19 protein-coding genes are annotated in these 16,735 nt (G+C 42.8%); 9 read left to right on the forward strand and 10 right to left on the reverse strand.

Annotated elements, in window-relative coordinates; genetic code table 11:
- Positions 1–13 precede the first annotated feature (13 nt).
- Together RP262_RS03675 and RP262_RS03680 are read right to left on the reverse strand one after the other, a co-directional pair.
- Positions 14–1,060 (reverse strand): ABC transporter permease, encoded by a 1,047-nt coding sequence (locus RP262_RS03675; RefSeq protein WP_295505218.1) that lies wholly within the window; start codon positions 1,058–1,060, stop codon positions 14–16.
- Positions 1,057–1,788: an ABC transporter ATP-binding protein gene (locus tag RP262_RS03680; RefSeq protein ID WP_295505217.1), complete on the reverse strand. Its 732-nt coding sequence runs from the start codon at positions 1,786–1,788 to the stop codon at positions 1,057–1,059. Before RP262_RS03680 ends, RP262_RS03675 begins: the two co-directional genes overlap by 4 nt.
- 68 nt (positions 1,789–1,856) lie before the next feature.
- Between RP262_RS03680 and RP262_RS03685 the strand changes: the two genes are divergently transcribed.
- The gene (locus RP262_RS03685; protein WP_002920089.1) at positions 1,857–2,267 is read left to right on the forward strand and encodes an HIT family protein; all 411 of its coding nucleotides are present in this window, start codon (positions 1,857–1,859) and stop codon (positions 2,265–2,267) included.
- A gap of 9 nt (positions 2,268–2,276) precedes the next feature.
- Entirely contained in the window at positions 2,277–2,564 is a 288-nt protein-coding gene (locus RP262_RS03690) for a hypothetical protein (RefSeq protein ID WP_125341586.1), read from the forward strand.
- Between the two features lie 120 nt (positions 2,565–2,684).
- Here the strand turns inward: RP262_RS03690 and brpA are convergent, their stop codons facing one another.
- The 5 genes from brpA to RP262_RS03715 form a co-directional block, all read right to left on the reverse strand.
- A complete protein-coding gene (gene brpA / locus RP262_RS03695) occupies positions 2,685–3,923 on the reverse strand; it encodes a biofilm formation/cell division transcriptional regulator BrpA (protein ID WP_311154361.1) in 1,239 nt (412 codons plus the stop codon).
- A 7-nt stretch (positions 3,924–3,930) separates the two neighbouring features.
- Positions 3,931–4,452, reverse strand: coding sequence for a GNAT family N-acetyltransferase (locus RP262_RS03700; RefSeq protein WP_311154362.1), 522 nt, complete (start codon positions 4,450–4,452; stop codon positions 3,931–3,933).
- On the reverse strand, positions 4,445–4,885 hold the full coding sequence (gene tsaE / locus RP262_RS03705) for a tRNA (adenosine(37)-N6)-threonylcarbamoyltransferase complex ATPase subunit type 1 TsaE (protein ID WP_125378667.1): 441 nt from the start codon (positions 4,883–4,885) through the stop codon (positions 4,445–4,447). Before tsaE ends, RP262_RS03700 begins: the two co-directional genes overlap by 8 nt.
- A 139-nt stretch (positions 4,886–5,024) precedes the next feature.
- Positions 5,025–6,446, reverse strand: coding sequence for an NCS2 family permease (locus RP262_RS03710; RefSeq protein ID WP_311154363.1), 1,422 nt, complete (start codon positions 6,444–6,446; stop codon positions 5,025–5,027).
- A 145-nt stretch (positions 6,447–6,591) separates the two neighbouring features.
- The gene (locus tag RP262_RS03715; RefSeq protein WP_083842606.1) at positions 6,592–7,221 is read right to left on the reverse strand and encodes a DUF1361 domain-containing protein; all 630 of its coding nucleotides are present in this window, start codon (positions 7,219–7,221) and stop codon (positions 6,592–6,594) included.
- A 96-nt stretch (positions 7,222–7,317) separates the two neighbouring features.
- On the opposite strand from RP262_RS03715, the gene RP262_RS03720 reads away from it, so the two are divergent.
- The 6 genes from RP262_RS03720 to RP262_RS03745 all read left to right on the forward strand — a co-directional run bounded on the left by RP262_RS03720 (position 7,318) and on the right by RP262_RS03745 (position 13,143).
- The gene (locus RP262_RS03720; protein ID WP_002908111.1) at positions 7,318–8,130 is read left to right on the forward strand and encodes a Cof-type HAD-IIB family hydrolase; all 813 of its coding nucleotides are present in this window, start codon (positions 7,318–7,320) and stop codon (positions 8,128–8,130) included.
- A gap of 217 nt (positions 8,131–8,347) precedes the next feature.
- Entirely contained in the window at positions 8,348–9,367 is a 1,020-nt protein-coding gene (gene adhP / locus RP262_RS03725) for an alcohol dehydrogenase AdhP (protein WP_311154364.1), read from the forward strand.
- A gap of 461 nt (positions 9,368–9,828) precedes the next feature.
- The gene (locus RP262_RS03730) at positions 9,829–10,824 is read left to right on the forward strand and encodes a PTS sugar transporter subunit IIB (RefSeq protein ID WP_002893577.1); all 996 of its coding nucleotides are present in this window, start codon (positions 9,829–9,831) and stop codon (positions 10,822–10,824) included.
- A 44-nt stretch (positions 10,825–10,868) separates the two neighbouring features.
- Entirely contained in the window at positions 10,869–11,672 is an 804-nt protein-coding gene (locus RP262_RS03735; RefSeq protein ID WP_002908109.1) for a PTS mannose/fructose/sorbose transporter subunit IIC, read from the forward strand.
- Between the two features lie 18 nt (positions 11,673–11,690).
- The gene (locus RP262_RS03740) at positions 11,691–12,710 is read left to right on the forward strand and encodes a PTS system mannose/fructose/sorbose family transporter subunit IID (protein WP_311154365.1); all 1,020 of its coding nucleotides are present in this window, start codon (positions 11,691–11,693) and stop codon (positions 12,708–12,710) included.
- 70 nt (positions 12,711–12,780) lie between these two features.
- Positions 12,781–13,143 (forward strand): DUF956 family protein, encoded by a 363-nt coding sequence (locus tag RP262_RS03745; protein WP_002908107.1) that lies wholly within the window; start codon positions 12,781–12,783, stop codon positions 13,141–13,143.
- A 186-nt stretch (positions 13,144–13,329) separates the two neighbouring features.
- Here the strand turns inward: RP262_RS03745 and RP262_RS03750 are convergent, their stop codons facing one another.
- The 3 genes from RP262_RS03750 to RP262_RS03760 are packed head-to-tail and all read right to left on the reverse strand — an operon-like array spanning position 13,330 to position 15,104.
- Positions 13,330–13,962, reverse strand: coding sequence for a GNAT family N-acetyltransferase (locus RP262_RS03750; protein ID WP_311154366.1), 633 nt, complete (start codon positions 13,960–13,962; stop codon positions 13,330–13,332).
- Between the two features lie 13 nt (positions 13,963–13,975).
- Positions 13,976–14,554, reverse strand: coding sequence for an NAD(P)H-dependent oxidoreductase (locus RP262_RS03755; protein WP_002916366.1), 579 nt, complete (start codon positions 14,552–14,554; stop codon positions 13,976–13,978).
- On the reverse strand, positions 14,547–15,104 hold the full coding sequence (locus RP262_RS03760; protein ID WP_311154367.1) for a TetR/AcrR family transcriptional regulator: 558 nt from the start codon (positions 15,102–15,104) through the stop codon (positions 14,547–14,549). The genes RP262_RS03755 and RP262_RS03760 overlap by 8 nt, the downstream gene beginning before the upstream one ends.
- Before the next feature lie 310 nt (positions 15,105–15,414).
- Here RP262_RS03760 and serS point away from each other — a divergent pair, with 310 nt between their 5' ends.
- The gene (gene serS, locus RP262_RS03765) at positions 15,415–16,692 is read left to right on the forward strand and encodes a serine--tRNA ligase (protein WP_125402562.1); all 1,278 of its coding nucleotides are present in this window, start codon (positions 15,415–15,417) and stop codon (positions 16,690–16,692) included.
- Positions 16,693–16,735: the final 43 nt, after the last annotated feature.

Raw genomic sequence — 16,735 nt, forward strand, 5'->3', positions numbered from 1 at the left:
AGTTTTACCTCTTTTAGTCAACCAATCTCCGTAACTTAAACGGCAGATAGAACAGATAGAGCAGGGCAGTTGCTCCCAGCATGGCCAGCACTGCTGTCTTGTCTTGGAAAAAGAGCAGAGCAGTCAGCACTTCAGTCAAGAGAACACTGCTGCCAATAGATGTGATAATTTGTCTTGCTCCTTTCAGCTTTTCCCCAATTTCTATCGGAAAAAGCTGGGTCAAAAACTGATAGTCAAAAGCTTCATACAGGGCCGTCAGCTGGAAGAGTAAGAGGTAATTGAACAAGACCGCAAAAGCTGCAGCAATCCAAGCTTGACTGACAAAAACCAAGGCCAAAAGAGCCAAAAAGAGCAGTCTTAAGGTCAGAGCAAAGAAGTCTCCATTTCGCAAGTAAGAGCGCAAAAAGAGATTCTGCCAGGTCTTGCTATGCTGCTTGCCCACAAGCCTCGTCAAACCATCCAGATAAGTCCGGCGCTTGACACTGTTTGAAATGCCTTTAACATTGGTAAAGAGAGCAAAAAATCGCAGAATCGTCTGCTTTCGGGCTGCTTCATAAGCTACCAGAGCCTGCCAATCTAGGCCATTTTCAGCAAAGAACTTCTTGGCCTTAGCCTGAAACAAAAACCATTTCAAGACTAGCATAAGGAGACAGTAGAGCCCGAAGCCCCAAACAGGCAATCCCAGAGCCAGAAAAAGCGGAGCCAACAGCAGCAATATCCCAGTTTGTATGATTGCGAATAAGAGATAAGAACGCAGAATTTGGCCTTTGATAAAATCCCTGACCTCTGCTTCTCTGACCAAGAGAAAGAGAGCATCCGGCTTTTCCAGATAGGTCGCAATCCGTCCAAAAGGCAAGATAAAGGCCGATAGAATAACCAGACTAGCAATAATGGGGAGGTGATTGGTCGGAAAATGCCGCAAAAGCTGACTGTACTGAACACCTAAAAATCCCATAAAAATCAGAAGAAAGAGCACGAAATGATCATTAAAAACATAACGCAGGTACTTCAGGCACTGCTGACGAAAATCCTGCTTTCGTTTGGCAAATAATTCTTTCATAGCACTGCCTCTTCTGTCAGGGCTAGATAGATGTCATTCAGACTAGCATCCGGCATTTGAAATTGAGCCCGCAACTCAGTCAAGCTGCCCTTGGCCCGTACTTGACCCTTGTGCAAGATTACAAAACTATCGCACATCTTCTCGGCAGAGTCAAGAACATGGGTGCTCATCAGAATGGACTTGCCCTTCTTCTTTTCCTCATCCAAGAGCTGGATAAGGTCTGCAATAGCTACCGGATCCAGACCTAGAAAAGGCTCATCTACGATAAAAAGGCTGGGATCAACTACAAAAGCACAGATAATCATCACTTTTTGCTTCATCCCTTTTGAAAAGTGAACAGGGAACCAATCTAATTTTTCCTTGAGTCGGAACATTTCCAGTAGCTTATCCACGCGCTTAAAAGCCGTCTCCTGCTCAATGTCGTATGCCATAGCTACCGTCTCAATGTGCTCGCGCAGGGTCAATTCTTCGTAGAGACTAGGCGTTTCCGGAATAAAACCGATCTTCTTGCGGTAATCGCTGGGATTGGTCCGCAGCTCCAGTCCATCAATCTGAATCTGCCCCTTATAAGGCGTCAGAAGACCGATAATCTCATTGATAGTCGTGGACTTGCCCGCACCGTTGAGACCAATCAGACCAACCAGCTGGCCATTGCCCACTTCAAAGCTGACATCCTTTAAAACCGGGATATTAACATAGCCGCCCGTAAGCTCTTTGATTTCTAACATATTTTCTCCGAATTCTGGTATAATGGTTCTTATATTATAACAAAATCTAGCGAATAGAGGTACCATTTATGGCTGATTGTATTTTTTGTAAAATTATTGCCGGAGAAATCCCTTCTTCTAAAGTCTATGAAGACGAGAAAGTCCTTGCTTTTCTGGATATTTCCCAGGTAACACCAGGTCATACCTTGGTTGTCCCTAAAGAGCATTTCCGAAATGTGCTGGATATGGATGCCGACAACACCAGTCAGCTCTTTGCTCGCGTACCTGACATTGCCCGTAAGGTGATGAAAGCCACAGGTGCAGCTGGTATGAATATCATCAACAACAACGAAGAAATTGCTGGACAAACTGTCTTTCATACCCATGTGCATTTGGCACCACGCTACAGTGATGCAGATGATCTGAAAATTACTTTCGCAGCCCACGAACCAGACTTCCCAGCTCTGGCCGAATTAGCTGAGAAGATTGCGCAAGCTTAAGGAGGGAATATGAAACTGTCAAATATTTTCCTATTTATTGGTGCTGCAGTAGCCAGCTACAAGCTAGTTGAAAACCGTCAAAAAATCCAAGAAGAAATCATTGAAACAACAGATAGCCTAGACAAAGTAAAGGACAGTCTAGCCAGTATTCAACGAAATATTGCCATCATTCAAGAGCAAAAAGAGCAAGTCAAAGACATGGCTCAAGATCTTACTTATAAATATAAAGTCCTTGAAAACCAAGCTCAGGTGCAGATCCAGCAAATCAAAGACATCTGGGAAAAGTACGAGTCTTGATAGAGAAAAGGTGTATGATAGGGGAACAATAATTCCAATCAGCCACTGCGTCAAGAGCTTTCCGTCATAACCAAAAGAGACCAAGACATTTTGTCCCGGCCTCTTTTTATATTTAACTTTTTACTCTGTAGTCGCATTGACCACTGGCTGACTTTGTGGGGCGCTGACACTGACATCTGCCGCTGGGGCGGAGGAAGCTGCTGGAGCAACTGGAGTCGTATTCGTAGTTCCAACTGTTGTATCTGTCGACGGATAAGAGTAATTCTCATAACCATTATTATAAGTAGGCTGACTATAAGAATTCTGGTAATTGCTATAGCTTTCTGTGCTACTAGCTGTACTACTGCTATTGCTGCTTCTTAGACTGTTGCCACCCATAATATCTTCATAGAGAACAGCATTGGTCTTCAGACTCTTAACTGTGTCCAAGCCCAGAGACTTGCGGATTAGATTCTGCATGCTCAGCAAATGCTCTGACGTCACCAGCTGATAGCTTCCACCGTCAGGCAAGGTCGCATCTTCTCCACGCAGCTGCTCAGACTTAATGTTCTTAAAGGCATCCTGATAGCCTAGCAGTTGGGGAATGCTTTTTGAATCAAGCGCGATATTGGTCTGCATGTTGCTGCTGACAGCTTTTAAAATAGCCTGATAATGGCTGACACTGTTGAGACTGAGAACTTTTTCAACCACTTTCTTAATTACTTCACGTTGACGCTTTTGGCGGCCATAGTCACCCTCTGGATCCTGATAACGCATGCGAGCATAGACCAGCGCCTGATCACCATTGATGGTTTGCTTGCCTGGCTCAACCTTGGCAGTATACTCAGGCTCATTATCCTCAATAGAAATTGGGAAGTCAAAGGTATTATTGACCTCAATACCACCTACTGCGTCTACTAACTGAACCAAGCCCTGCATATTGATCATCATATAGCGGTCGATGTGGATATTCATCAAGCCCTCAATAGTCGAAATGGCTAACTCTGCTCCGCCTGTCGCATAGGCTGCATTCAGCTTAGCTTCAACTGTCTGACCATTTTCATCAATCTGAGTCAGAATATCACGTTCCAAACTCATCATGACTGTTTTCTTAGTCTTTGGATTCACGCTCAGGAGGATCATGGTATCACTGTTCCCGACCCAAGTATCCTCGCGGGATCCGCTCCCTGTATCTACACCCATCAGCAAGATGGTCATGGGCTTAGTCGCAGAAATGACATCTGTCTCATTTCCCAAGCCCTTATAAGTCTTGGACAGTTCATCTGTTGACTGACCATAGATTGTCCAAGCATAAGTCCCGATACCAGCTGTCGTTACGACAAGGAGGCTGAGAAACATCATTATAATCTTTTTAAACATATCTTTTTTAGTCTATCAGTTTCCCCATCAGGTAAACATCAAGAAACATCCCTTCTTTTAAATAGGCTCCTCTTTTTTGTAAGCCTTCAATTTCAAATCCTAAATCTTTATAAAGGTGAACTGCTCGTTCATTTCTAACCTGAACGCTCAATTCCAAACGTCTAATATCCTGAGAATCTTCTGCCCAAGTCAGTGCCTCTTCCAGCAGTATGCGTCCCAGTCCTTGGTTCCAGAAAGCTTTCCTCACTACAATAAAGACTTGACCAATATGGCGAATTCGCTCATGGAAATCAGCTGTGATGCTGACTAGGCCAGCAATCTCACCATTTAAAAGCGCCAACAGATAAAGCTGATTACTAGAAGCAGACTGATGCTCAATGAATGAAGCCATCTCCTCTTGATTCATCAAAATTCCAGCCTCATCCAGCGTCATATAATCTGACTCAGACCCGACCTGATTGAGGAAGGCAATCAGCTCAGCAGCATCTGTTTTTTCCGCTTCACGCAAGCATAATTCATATTCAGTCATTCTGCAGTTCCTCAAACAACTCTTGGGCTCGCTTTCCTTTGGCTTCAAAAACCAATTCACGCCCATCTTCCTTTTTCAAGAAGCTTAATTTGAGATAGTCTTCAGGCAGATTTTCTCCCAGCAGCTCTCCCCATTCAATGACCGTCACGCCTTCCCCGAAGAGAAAGTCATCCAAATCTATGGAGTCTGGATCGTCTCCGATGCGGTAGACATCCAGATGATAGAGTGGCAAGCGACCCTCGTATTCCCGAACAATGGTATAGGTTGGACTTTTAATCATCTGACTGATACCCAAACCTAGAGCCAGACCCTTAGTAAAGGTTGTCTTCCCTGCTCCTAAATCTCCCGTTAAAACCAGTACGTCCCCTGCCTGGAGCAATGTGCCCAGACGCTGACCCCACTGGATTAATTCTTCCTCATTATGACTAAACATTCTCTTATTATACCAGAAAAAATTTTTTTCTGCTTAATTTTGCAAAAGAAAAATCAGCCAGGAAAAGCTGATTTTTTATACCAAAAACATATCCTATACAAAGGGTACTAAAATCTATGAAATCCAGCAATGTTTAGACCTAATTTAAAGCAAGATTTACGAAATTCAAAATAAAGAGAAGATCCAAAATCCAAATCATAGAATGCACATCCTTAGCTTGACCTTTGAAGATTTTGACCAAGGTGTAGGTAATAAATCCAGCTGCTATCCCGTGAGTGATAGAATAGGCAAATCCCATAAAAATAGAAGTAAAGAAAGCTGGAATGGCCTCCGCCATATCATCCCAATGGATATTTTTCAGACTAGCCAGCATCATAATCCCAACAATAATCAAAATCGGTGCAGTTGCAGCGTTGGGAACAATGGCTAAAAGAGGGCTAAAGAAACTTGACACCGCAAAACAGATGGCTACGACCAAGGCTGTCAGACCTGTTCGGCCGCCAGCTCCGATACCAGCTGCAGACTCCACATAAGTCGTCACGTTAGAGGTTCCAGCAATGGCGCCAATAGAGGTTCCGATGAGGTCCGAGTAAAGCGCCTTATCCAAGCCTTCTGATTCATGGTTTTCCCCAGAAGTCGCCACAATCCCGACCTTTTCACCTGTACCAATCAAGGTACCAATGGTATCAAAAATATCTGTCAAGGAGAAAGCCAGAATGGCCATAAAAGTCTGAGGCCAGCGACCCGAATCTGCTAAGAGGGCACCCAGACCTTTCGGACCTACTGCCACCCCAAAAATCTGCCCCAATTCACTGACAGCAGTGCCAATGTTATTCTGCCCAAAGTCAATTGCTGACAAATCAACCAAGCCAACCAGAATAGCTACCACTGTCGTGACCAGAATAGATAGGATAACACCACCCTTGATATTTTTCACGATAAAGAAGATTGTGATAGCAAGACCGACTAGGGCTACGATGACAGCTGGATTGTTAAAGTCTACCAGACCGGGAGTTGCTGCCGAATTAGCCGTGATAGCCGCTGCAGCCTTATCTGCTCCCTTACCAGCTACTGTATAATTGCCTGGATCGATTGAAAACTTTAGCAAGCCAGCATTTTTAATACCTACATAGGCCAGAAAGACCCCGATCCCTGCTGAAATAGCTGCGCGCAAGGAGCCTGGAATTGACTCAATGATCATCTTACGCACCTTGGTCAGAGTGATAATGAGCGAAATAATCCCACAGATAAAGACCATAGCCAAGGCTTCCTGCCAAGTGTAGCCCAAGGCAAAGACGACCGTAAAAGTGAAAAAGGCATTCAACCCCATGCCCGGTGCCTGCGCATAAGGCAGATTGGCAAAGAAAGCCATCATCAAGGTACCTGCAACAGCCCCGATAATCGTAGCTAGGAAAACACCCTGTTTGGGCATACCTGTCTGAGCCAGCATAGCCGGATTGACAAATAAAATGTAGGACATAGCAAAGAAAGTCGTCAGACCAGCCAAAACCTCTGTCCGGACATCTGTCCCTTTTTCGGTCAGTTTGAAAAATTTATCCATTTTTCAACAAATCTCCTTTTGAGTAAAATTTCTAATATCTAGTTCAATAACAAAGAAAAACAGATTTAAATCTGTTTATTTGCGAACGATATTTTAAATTATAATAAAAAACATTCACTTTTTCAAGATGAATGTCTCGCTTTTCTTATTTTTTATTATCTCTCATCAGAAATACCAAACTCATAAACTGCAAAAAAGTAAAACCAAGAATGAAAGGCAGTCGATCAGGCTGCAAAGTTTGCAAGAGCTTCTGTAGAACCATCTGAGGATGAAGCAATAAATCCCAGCTATTGAGGCGATCATAACGTCCTATGTAGATAGCCAGACTGGACACAGCCGACAGAGCTGCCGTCAGCAACAAGTCCAAATACCAGTTAAGCTTCCAGCCTTCCTTGATGACATACCAGCTCTCCATCCCACAGAAAATCGCGAATAAAATACTGGAAACAAAAGCTAAAAAGAGCATGAAAACACTTGGCTTACTCAGAACATCTGCCACCCAAGTCATGTGAATCAAATCTGTAATCATATAGAAAGTGTTGGGGAAGAAAAGCAACCACAAGAGGAAAAGAAGAGGATAGATCCATTTCTGTTTCTTGAATAAAAGTGTCAAGACAGCTACATCATAGCTGATTAAGGCCAAGGTCATATTCCAAATGAGATAGGTCGGACCGCCATTTAGAGATTGGATATAGATAAAAAAGGCAATTATCAGAAAAAGAGCATGAATCATGATCGGTTTACGCATACGAAAAGCTCCTCCTTGGTGTGTCATAATTGTGACTGATTAGAGCACCATTATAACATAAGTCGTGTTATTTACACTGAATTCTGTTATAATAGTCTGTATTATCACTGAAAAGAGACTCACATGACAAAAAAAGTAATCGCTGTGGACTTGGACGGCACCTTGCTGGATTCTAACAGCAATCTGTCGGACTTCACTAAAGAAACTATCAAAAAAATTTCCCAAAAGGGCCACAAGGTCATTATCACAACAGGACGGCCCTACCGAATGGCTTTGAAATATTATAAAGAATTAGAGCTCAATACGCCCATGATCAACTTCAATGGCTCTTTGACTCACATTCCAGAAAAGAAATGGGACTTTGAAAAATCGCTGACGCTGGACAAGTCCTTTCTGCTGGATATGGTTAAGCGTAGGGATGAGATTGAAGCGGATTTCATTGCCGGCGAATACCGCAATAAGTTCTACATCACCAATCCCAATGAAGAAATTGCTGATCCCAAGCTATTTGGCATCGATGCTTTTAAGCCTGAAAATCAGTTTCAAGCCAACTTGGTAACGGAGAATCCTAACGCCATTCTCCTGCAGACGCGAGCAGCTGATAAATATGCTCTGGCAGAGGAAATGAATGCTTTTTACCAGCATGAACTTGCCATCAACTCTTGGGGCGGACCGCTCAACATTCTCGAGTGTGCTCCAAAAGGGGTCAATAAGGCCTTCGCCCTTCAATACCTGCTTAATGTTCTCAATGTAGATCGTAAAAATTTGATTGCCTTTGGCGATGAGCAAAATGATACTGAGATGCTGTCCTTTGCTGGTACTGGCTATGCCATGAAAAATGCCAATACTGACCTGCTGCCCTACGCCGACCAGCAATTATCTCTGACTAACGACCAAGATGGTGTCGCCCACGAGCTCAACAAACTTTTTTTATAAAACTAGACAATTAGGCAAACTCTGTTTGAGAGTTTGTCTTTTATTTTTGTATTCTCTAGAGCCTCTTCAGGCTCAAAAAGCTTTAAAAATAGAAGCTTATCAGTTATACAAGAATATTATAGCAAATTTACGCTTATATTTGTGAGCGTTTGCCATTTGTTTGAGTTTGTGATATAATTAACATAATCGAAAACTAAATAACAGGAGGAAACTACTTATGAAAGCAGTTGTTGTAAATCCAGAAGGAACCGCTGTCCAACTCATCGAAAATAAGGAACTTCGTCCTCTTGAAACAGGGGAAGCTCTCGTTGATATCGAATACTGTGGTGTCTGCCATACTGATTTGCACGTCGCACATGGTGACTTTGGTAAGGTACCGGGTCGCGTTCTTGGGCATGAAGGTATCGGTATTGTCAAAGAAATCGCTCCAGATGTAAAAAGTCTCACAGTCGGAGACCGCGTCAGTGTCGCTTGGTTCTTTGAAGGCTGCGGCGCTTGTGAATACTGTACAACTGGACGCGAAACCCTTTGCCGTACAGTAAAAAATGCTGGTTATTCTGTTGACGGTGGGATGGCAGAGCAATGTATTGTAACAGCCGACTATGCTGTCAAAGTTCCAGAAGGACTGGATCCTGCCCAAGCTTCTTCTATCACCTGTGCCGGTGTAACTACCTACAAGGCCATCAAAGAAGCCCAGCTGCAGCCATGCCAATGGACAGTAATCTTTGGAGCAGGTGGATTGGGTAACCTAGCGGTTCAATATGCCAAGAAAGTCTTTAATGCCCATGTTGTCGCTGTTGATATCAACAATGACAAACTAGCTTTGGCCAAAGAAGTTGGTGCTGATATCGTCATCAACGGCCATGAAGTTGAAGATGTTGCTGCTCTTATCCAAGAAAAAACCGGCGGTGCGCATTCTGCCGTAGTAACAGCTGTTTCTAAAGTTGCCTTCAACCAAGCTGTTGATTCTGTTCGTGCTGGCGGTCGGGTAGTTGCAGTTGGACTGCCATCTGAAATGATGGACCTCAGTATTGTCAAAACTGTTCTAGATGGTATCCAAGTCATCGGCTCCCTCGTGGGTACTCGCAAGGACTTGGAAGAAGCCTTCCAGCTTGGTGCAGAAGGATTAGTGGTTCCTGTCGTTCAAAAACGCCCTGTTTCAGATGCTGTGGATGTCTTTGACGAAATGGAAGCAGGTACTATTCAGGGACGTATGGTACTTGACTTCACACACTAATACTTTAAAGCATTTCAGTCCCAACATTTACTAAACTCTTGGAAACTTATGATGGACAGGCTTAATATTATTTAGAAACTTTTGCCATTATAGAGGGAGACTAAAGACATAAAATGCGATTTTTTGTCTTTGGTCCTCCCCTTTCTTTTTTGATAAATAAACACTTTCTCAAACACGATTCTTTTCTTTCATTTCAAAAGTCTTTTTCATATTATTTCAACATTTTTTCATATATTGACCTATTGTATTTTCCGTTTTCCTAATTTATTAAAACATTTCTATAGCTAAGGTTTGCTTATACCTATATTTATCAGGGTTTCAGCAAATACTGACATTTTTGAAAGAAAAAGTCGTTTTTAGGAACAAACGCTTGCATTTTTCATGAAAACGTTTTATAATAAACTTGCCTTAAAGTTTTCTTAAAACTTAAGTCAAACATTTTATAAGGAGGAATGTCAATAATGAGTATCGGAATCATTATTGCTAGCCACGGTGAATTTGCTGCTGGTATTCATCAATCAGGTTCTATGATTTTCGGTGAGCAGGAAAAAGTACAAGTTGTAACTTTCATGCCCAACGAAGGACCAGATGATCTCTATGCAAAGTTCAATGACGCTGTGGCTTCGTTTGATGCGGACGATGAAGTGTTGGTCTTGGCTGACCTTTGGAGTGGCTCTCCATTCAACCAAGCTAGCCGTGTCATGGGTGAAAATCCAGACCGCAAGTTCGCTATCATTACAGGCTTGAACCTGCCTATGCTGATTCAAGCTTATACAGAAAGGATGATGGATGCCAATGCCGGCGTTGAAGCTGTTGTTGCTAACATCATCAAAGAAGCCAAGGAAGGAGTCAAAGCTCTGCCTGAAGAGCTGAACCCTGCTGCTGAAGAAGCAAATGCTCCTGCTGCAGCTGCTCCAGTTGCCCAAGCAGCAATCCCTGAAGGGACTGTAATCGGTGACGGCAAGCTCAAAATCAACCTTGCCCGGATCGACACACGCTTGCTACACGGTCAGGTAGCAACAGCTTGGACGCCAGATTCAAAAGCAGACCGTATTATCGTTGCTTCTGACTCAGTAGCTCAAGATGAACTTCGTAAAGAATTGATTAAGCAGGCTGCACCAGGTAATGTCAAAGCCAATGTAGTCCCAATCGACAAATTGATTGCTGTTTCAAAAGACCCTCGCTTTGGCAATACACATGCCTTGATTCTGTTTGAAACTCCTCAAGACGCCCTTCGTGCTGTTGAAGGCGGTGTGCCAATCAAGACCCTTAATGTTGGTTCCATGGCTCACTCAACTGGTAAAACAATGGTCAACAACGTACTTTCAATGGACAAGGAAGACGTTGCTACTTATGAAAAGCTGCGTGACCTTGGCGTTGAATTCGACGTACGTAAAGTACCAAATGACTCTAAAAAAGATTTGTTTGATTTGATTAAGAAAGCCAACGTGCAGTAGAATCAAACGTTTTGCTTTTATTAATTTACGAAAGGATTTAGAACATGTCTATTATTTCTATGGTTTTAGTAGTCTTTGTTGCCTTCTTAGCTGGTCTAGAAGGTATCTTGGACCAATTCCAATTCCACCAACCACTGGTTGCTTGTACCTTGATTGGACTGGTAACTGGTAATTTGGCTGCCGGTGTTATGCTGGGCGGCTCTCTCCAGCTGATTGCTCTTGGCTGGGCTAATATCGGAGCTGCTGTAGCACCTGATGCTGCCCTCGCTTCTGTTGCCGCTGCAATTATCTTTATCAAAGGTGGTGAATTTACTCCAGAGCGCCTTGGAGTTGTTCAAGGATTAGCTGTAACACTTGGTGTTGCTGGACTCTTCTTGACTATGATTGTTCGTACAATTTCAGTTGGGTTAGTTCACGGGGCAGACGCTGCAGCTAAAAAAGGGAACTTCAAAGCCGTTGAACGCGCCCACTTCACAGCTCTCTTTCTTCAAGGTATTCGCATTGCAGTCCCTGCAATCCTCCTACTAGCTATTCCTGCTCAAACTGTTCAACATTACTTAGGATTAATGCCTGAATGGTTATCAAAAGGTATGGAAATTGGTGGAGGAATGGTCGTGGCTGTCGGTTACGCAATGGTTCTTAATATGATGGCTAGTCGCGAAGTGTGGCCTTTCTTTGCTATAGGTTTTGCTCTCGCCGCTGTAAGTCAACTGACTTTAATCGCATTTGGAGCAATTGGAGTAGCTTTAGCTCTTATCTACATCAACCTCTCTAAAAAAGGAGGAAATGGTGGCGGTGGAGCAACTACTTCTAATGACCCAATCGGTGATATCCTAGAAGATTATTAAGAAAGGAGATACACTATCATGACAGAATTAAATACTGTAAAACCTGATGAGTCAGGAAAATTGACTCTTTCAAAGGCTGACCGTCAAAAAGTTTGGTGGCGTTCTACTTTCTTGCAAGGTTCTTGGAACTATGAACGGATGCAAAACTTGGGTTGGGCATATGCGCTTATTCCTGCCATCAAAAAACTCTACACTAAAAAAGAAGATCAAGCTGCTGCTCTTGAACGTCACTTGGAATTCTTCAATACTCACCCATATGTTGCAGCTCCAATTCTAGGCGTAACCTTAGCATTAGAAGAAGAAAAGGCTAATGGAGTTGAAATTGACGATGTAGCTATCCAAGGGGTTAAAATTGGTATGATGGGACCTCTGGCTGGTATCGGAGACCCTGTCTTCTGGTTTACAGTTCGTCCTATTCTTGGAGCTCTGGGAGCATCTCTTGCTTTAACAGGAAATATTCTTGGCCCTGTTATCTTCTTCCTAGCTTGGAATGCTATCCGGATGGCTTTCTTGTGGTACACACAAGAATTGGGATACAAGGCTGGTTCAGAAATCACTAAGGATCTTTCTGGAGGAATTCTCCAAGATATTACTAAAGGTGCATCGATTTTAGGTATGTTTATTATTGGTGTTCTTATCAAACAATGGGTATCTATTAAATTTATCTTTAACGTATCATCTGTCAAGTTAGAAGACAAAGCCTATATTCATTGGGATAAGCTTGTTTCCTTTAGTAAAGAATTGACTGACAAATTGAGCGGAGGCAAAGGACTATCTCCTGAGGAAATAACAAATTTCCAATCGTCTATTAATAATGGAATACACAGTGCTTTTAAACAAGTAGCTGAGGGGGCTTCTCAAACTCCTGAAAAGGTCACAACTTTCCAACAAAACTTAGACTCTTTGATTCCAGGTTTAATGGGATTGATTCTGACTTTCCTCTGCATGTGGTTGCTTAAGAAGAAAGTATCCCCTATCACTATCATCATCGCCCTCTTTGTAGTTGGTGTACTAGCTCACGTTGCTGGTTTGATGTAATCAAAAAGAAGGTTTCGGCCTTCTTTTTATTGTGGTATAATAGCTATATTATTTAAAAGGGAGTTACTCTATGGCACAGTCACAAAACAAAACAGTTGAGTTTAATACCACTGGCGTATCCTATCTTGGATTAGGCGGAAAGGTTGGGAAATTTTTAATCGGCGAGACAGCTCTGGAGTTTTACGCTGATGCCAATGTAGAAGACTATATCCAGCTGCCTTGGACTAGCATCACTGCTATCGGTGCCAATGTTTCTGGCAAGAAAGTCAGCCGCCATTTTGAAATCTGGACTGATAAAGGAAAGTTTCTCTTTGCCTCCAAAGACTCTGGCAAGATTCTCAAAATTGCGCGGGAGCATATCGGCAACGACAAGGTTGTTAGATTGCCGACTCTGTTACAGAAAATTGCTGAAATCTTTAAGAAGAAAAAATAGGGTTGAAAAAGTTTCAACCTTATTTTTTATATTTTCGACTAAGATAAAAGCTGCTTGTATCAGCAAGATGGAGCTAGCACAAAAAATTGGAAAGTGAAATAATCTGAGAATGCACTATTTCAGCCCCTTGAAATGATAGGGTGGGGTAAGCTAACATTATCAATGCAAGACCGTATCATTAGATTTTCAAAAAGGATAAACATCAGCTAAATTTTTCTCGAAAGTCCATGTCTTGACACCTTCAACATCACGGACATCTAGTTGTTTAAATCCGTTCTTTTTGTAAAAACGACAGTTGCTTTCTGTATGAGTAATCAAAGTAATCCGCTGGCATTTCTCTTCTTTTGCAAGCAACTCAAGCCCCTTTGAGATAAAAAGACCGCCAACTCCCTGCCCTTGATAATCAGGCAGCACACCCAGTAGTTCAAGATAAAGAGTTGAAACACTCCTTTTCTTAGCTTCTTTACTGCCCTCCCCAAAGACTTTTTGAAAAGCTAAAAGCTGAGGAATATATTTCCACATCCTCCATGCTCCTGCCCGCAAAAAGGAAAGCATACCGACAGGATGATTACCGAGCTTATGAATGGTAGCGACCGCCATAAGACGCCCATCCACTTCAGCAAGCAGACAAATATGATGACGCATCGCTGCCTTAACCATAACTGCATGCAATCTATTTAGAAAATCAATGTAAGACTGGCTGCTGCCAAAGAGAGGGCGGAATTTTTCTCTATAGACCTCATGCTCAGCAAAAGCAGCAGTTAAAACCGAGACCGCAGCAGCAAGATCCCTTTCATCTGCTCTTCTAAAACAAATCATGATAGCTACCTCTTCAAATCTTTTCTGCTAATTTTTCTAAGAAAGCCTGCCGTTTTTCAGCTGTAGACTGAGAAATATTCCCGAAGTTCAACCAACGGCGCTGTCTAGCACCGATAGACTTAAAGGTATGGCCCAACATGGCTTTCTTGACGACATCACCACAGAAATATTTAAGATAGAAGGTCGGTGCTGCAGAGGTAGTAATAGCCAATACCTCTTTAATATTGGTCAGACGACCAACTAACTGGCGAGTTTTCGTCTCCTCGTAAATCTTATTTTTCAAAAAGACCTTATCTTCAAAGCCCTTGACAATAGCTGGCATATCCGCCCACCAGATAGGAAAAATCATGATAAGGCGGTCACAGGACGCAAGAGCTTCCTGATATTTTAAAACCAGCGGGTCTAGTGCCTGCCCTTTATTAAAAAGCGCTAGCTCTTCCTTGGTATAGACTGGATTAAAACCATCCTCATAGAGATCAATCAGTTCATAGGTCTGACCTTTCTTCTCCAATAAGTCCTGAACCTGCTCTAAAATAGCATGGTTAAAGCTTTTATCATAGGGATGTGCATAAACAATGAGATTTTTACTCATATTTGTAACCTCCTAGTAAATCATTGAACATTGAGCGATAGACTTCCTCATCAAAAGGCTCCAAGCCTTTGGCAATAAAATGACCATAGCCTGTGATGAAAGTGTCCAGCTTGAGCAAGAGAATCTTTTTCTCTTTCTGACTCTCAATAGGCAGCCTATCCAGATAAGCCACCGTCTTGTTCCCGATTTCCAGAAGCTCACCTTTCCGGTAAGCCTCTATCGTCACAGGACTGAAAAAGAGAAAATCCATCATCCGACTGTTGGTCTCATATTCTGATAAAAGAAAGAGTCCTATCTGCCAAATGCAATCCAAAGGATTAGACACTCCGTATAAATACTGTTCCTCTAAACGTTTAATCTGCCTCTGGTTTTCCAAAAGACAGACCTGATAGTAAAGTTCCTCCTTATTCTCAAAAGCCTTGTAAAAAGCACCAGTCGTAACCCCCAGCAGAGATGCCAGTTTTCTCAAGGGGATATTCTGATAGCCATACTCTCTGATAAGCTGGCTTGCCTTCTCAATCATACGGTCGCGTGTTGTTTGTTTTACCATAAGAACTCCTTCAGATAACTATGTTACCTTTATTCAAAGATAACATAGTTATCTTTTTCTGTCAAGATTTTTCCTATCCTGGGATTTACATTTTCCGGAAAATCCTGTATAATAGTCGAAACGGATAAGTACTATTGGGCACTTTTCAGAAAGTCTGCGGTGGCTGTGAGCAGATAAGAAGAAAATAGGAAATTCTACCGTTAGTTTAAAAATGAATAATTAAGCAAGTGCACTTTTGTGAAGTTGGATGGAACCGCGGTTATGCCGCTCCAACAGTTTCATAAAGCGCTTTTTATTTTTGGAGGTACTTATGTTAGATTTAAAACGCATCCGTACAGATTTTGATTCTGTCGCTGAAAAATTGGCTACGCGAGGTGTTGACGCTGCTACACTCAACCAAATGAAAACCATTGACAAAGAACGCCGGGATTTGTTAGTCAAGGTCGAAGAACTCAAGGCAGAGCGCAATACTGTTTCTGCTGAAATTGCCCAAGCTAAACGCAACAAAGAAAATGCTGATGACAAGATTGCTGCTATGCAAAAACTTTCTGCTGAAGTCAAGAACTTAGACGCAACCTTGGCTGAGCTAGACGCTAAGTTGACCGAGTTCACTACCACTCTGCCTAATATCCCGCACGAAAGTGTTCCTGTCGGAGCGGATGAAGACGAAAACGTTGAAGTTCGTCGCTGGGGCACACCGCGCCAATTTGACTTTGAAGCCAAAGCTCACTGGGATTTGGGTGAGGATTTGGACATCTTAGACTGGGAACGTGGGGCAAAAGTTACTGGTGCTCGCTTCCTCTTCTATAAGGGGCTGGGAGCAAGACTTGAGCGTGCCATCTACAATTTTATGCTGGACGAGCATGGCAAAGAAGGCTATACTGAAGTCATCACTCCTTATATGGTAAACCACGATTCCATGTTTGGGACTGGGCAATATCCTAAGTTCAAAGAAGATACGTTTGAGCTAAGCGATACCAACTTCGTTCTGATTCCGACTGCTGAAGTTCCACTGACCAACTATTATCGAGACGAAATTCTCGACGGAAAAGAATTGCCAATCTACTTCACGGCTATGAGCCCATCATTCCGCTCTGAAGCGGGTTCTGCTGGTCGTGACACGCGCGGTCTAATCCGTCTGCACCAGTTCCACAAAGTTGAAATGGTGAAATTTGCCAAGCCAGAAGAATCTTATGAAGAGCTGGAAAAGATGACTGCCAACGCAGAAAACATCCTGCAAAAGCTGAATCTGCCTTACCGCGTTGTAGCACTCTGTACTGGAGATATGGGCTTCTCAGCTGCTAAGACCTACGACTTGGAAGTTTGGATTCCGGCTCAAAACACCTACCGTGAAATCTCTAGCTGCTCTAACACAGAAGATTTCCAAGCTCGTCGAGCTCAAATCCGCTACCGTGATGAAGCAGATGGTAAGGTCAAACTCCTTCATACTCTCAACGGTTCTGGACTGGCTGTCGGACGTACGGTGGCAGCTATCTTAGAGAATTACCAAAACGAAGATGGTTCTGTAACTATCCCAGAGGTTCTGCGTCCTTACATGGGTGGATTAGAAGTCATCGCGCCAAAATAAAAATCAGATCATCCTGATACTTTACCTGTATCATTAGGTCTAT

Origin of the sequence: uncultured Streptococcus sp., from assembly GCF_963456385.1 — a bacterium.
Taxonomy (GTDB): Bacteria; Bacillota; Bacilli; order Lactobacillales; family Streptococcaceae; genus Streptococcus.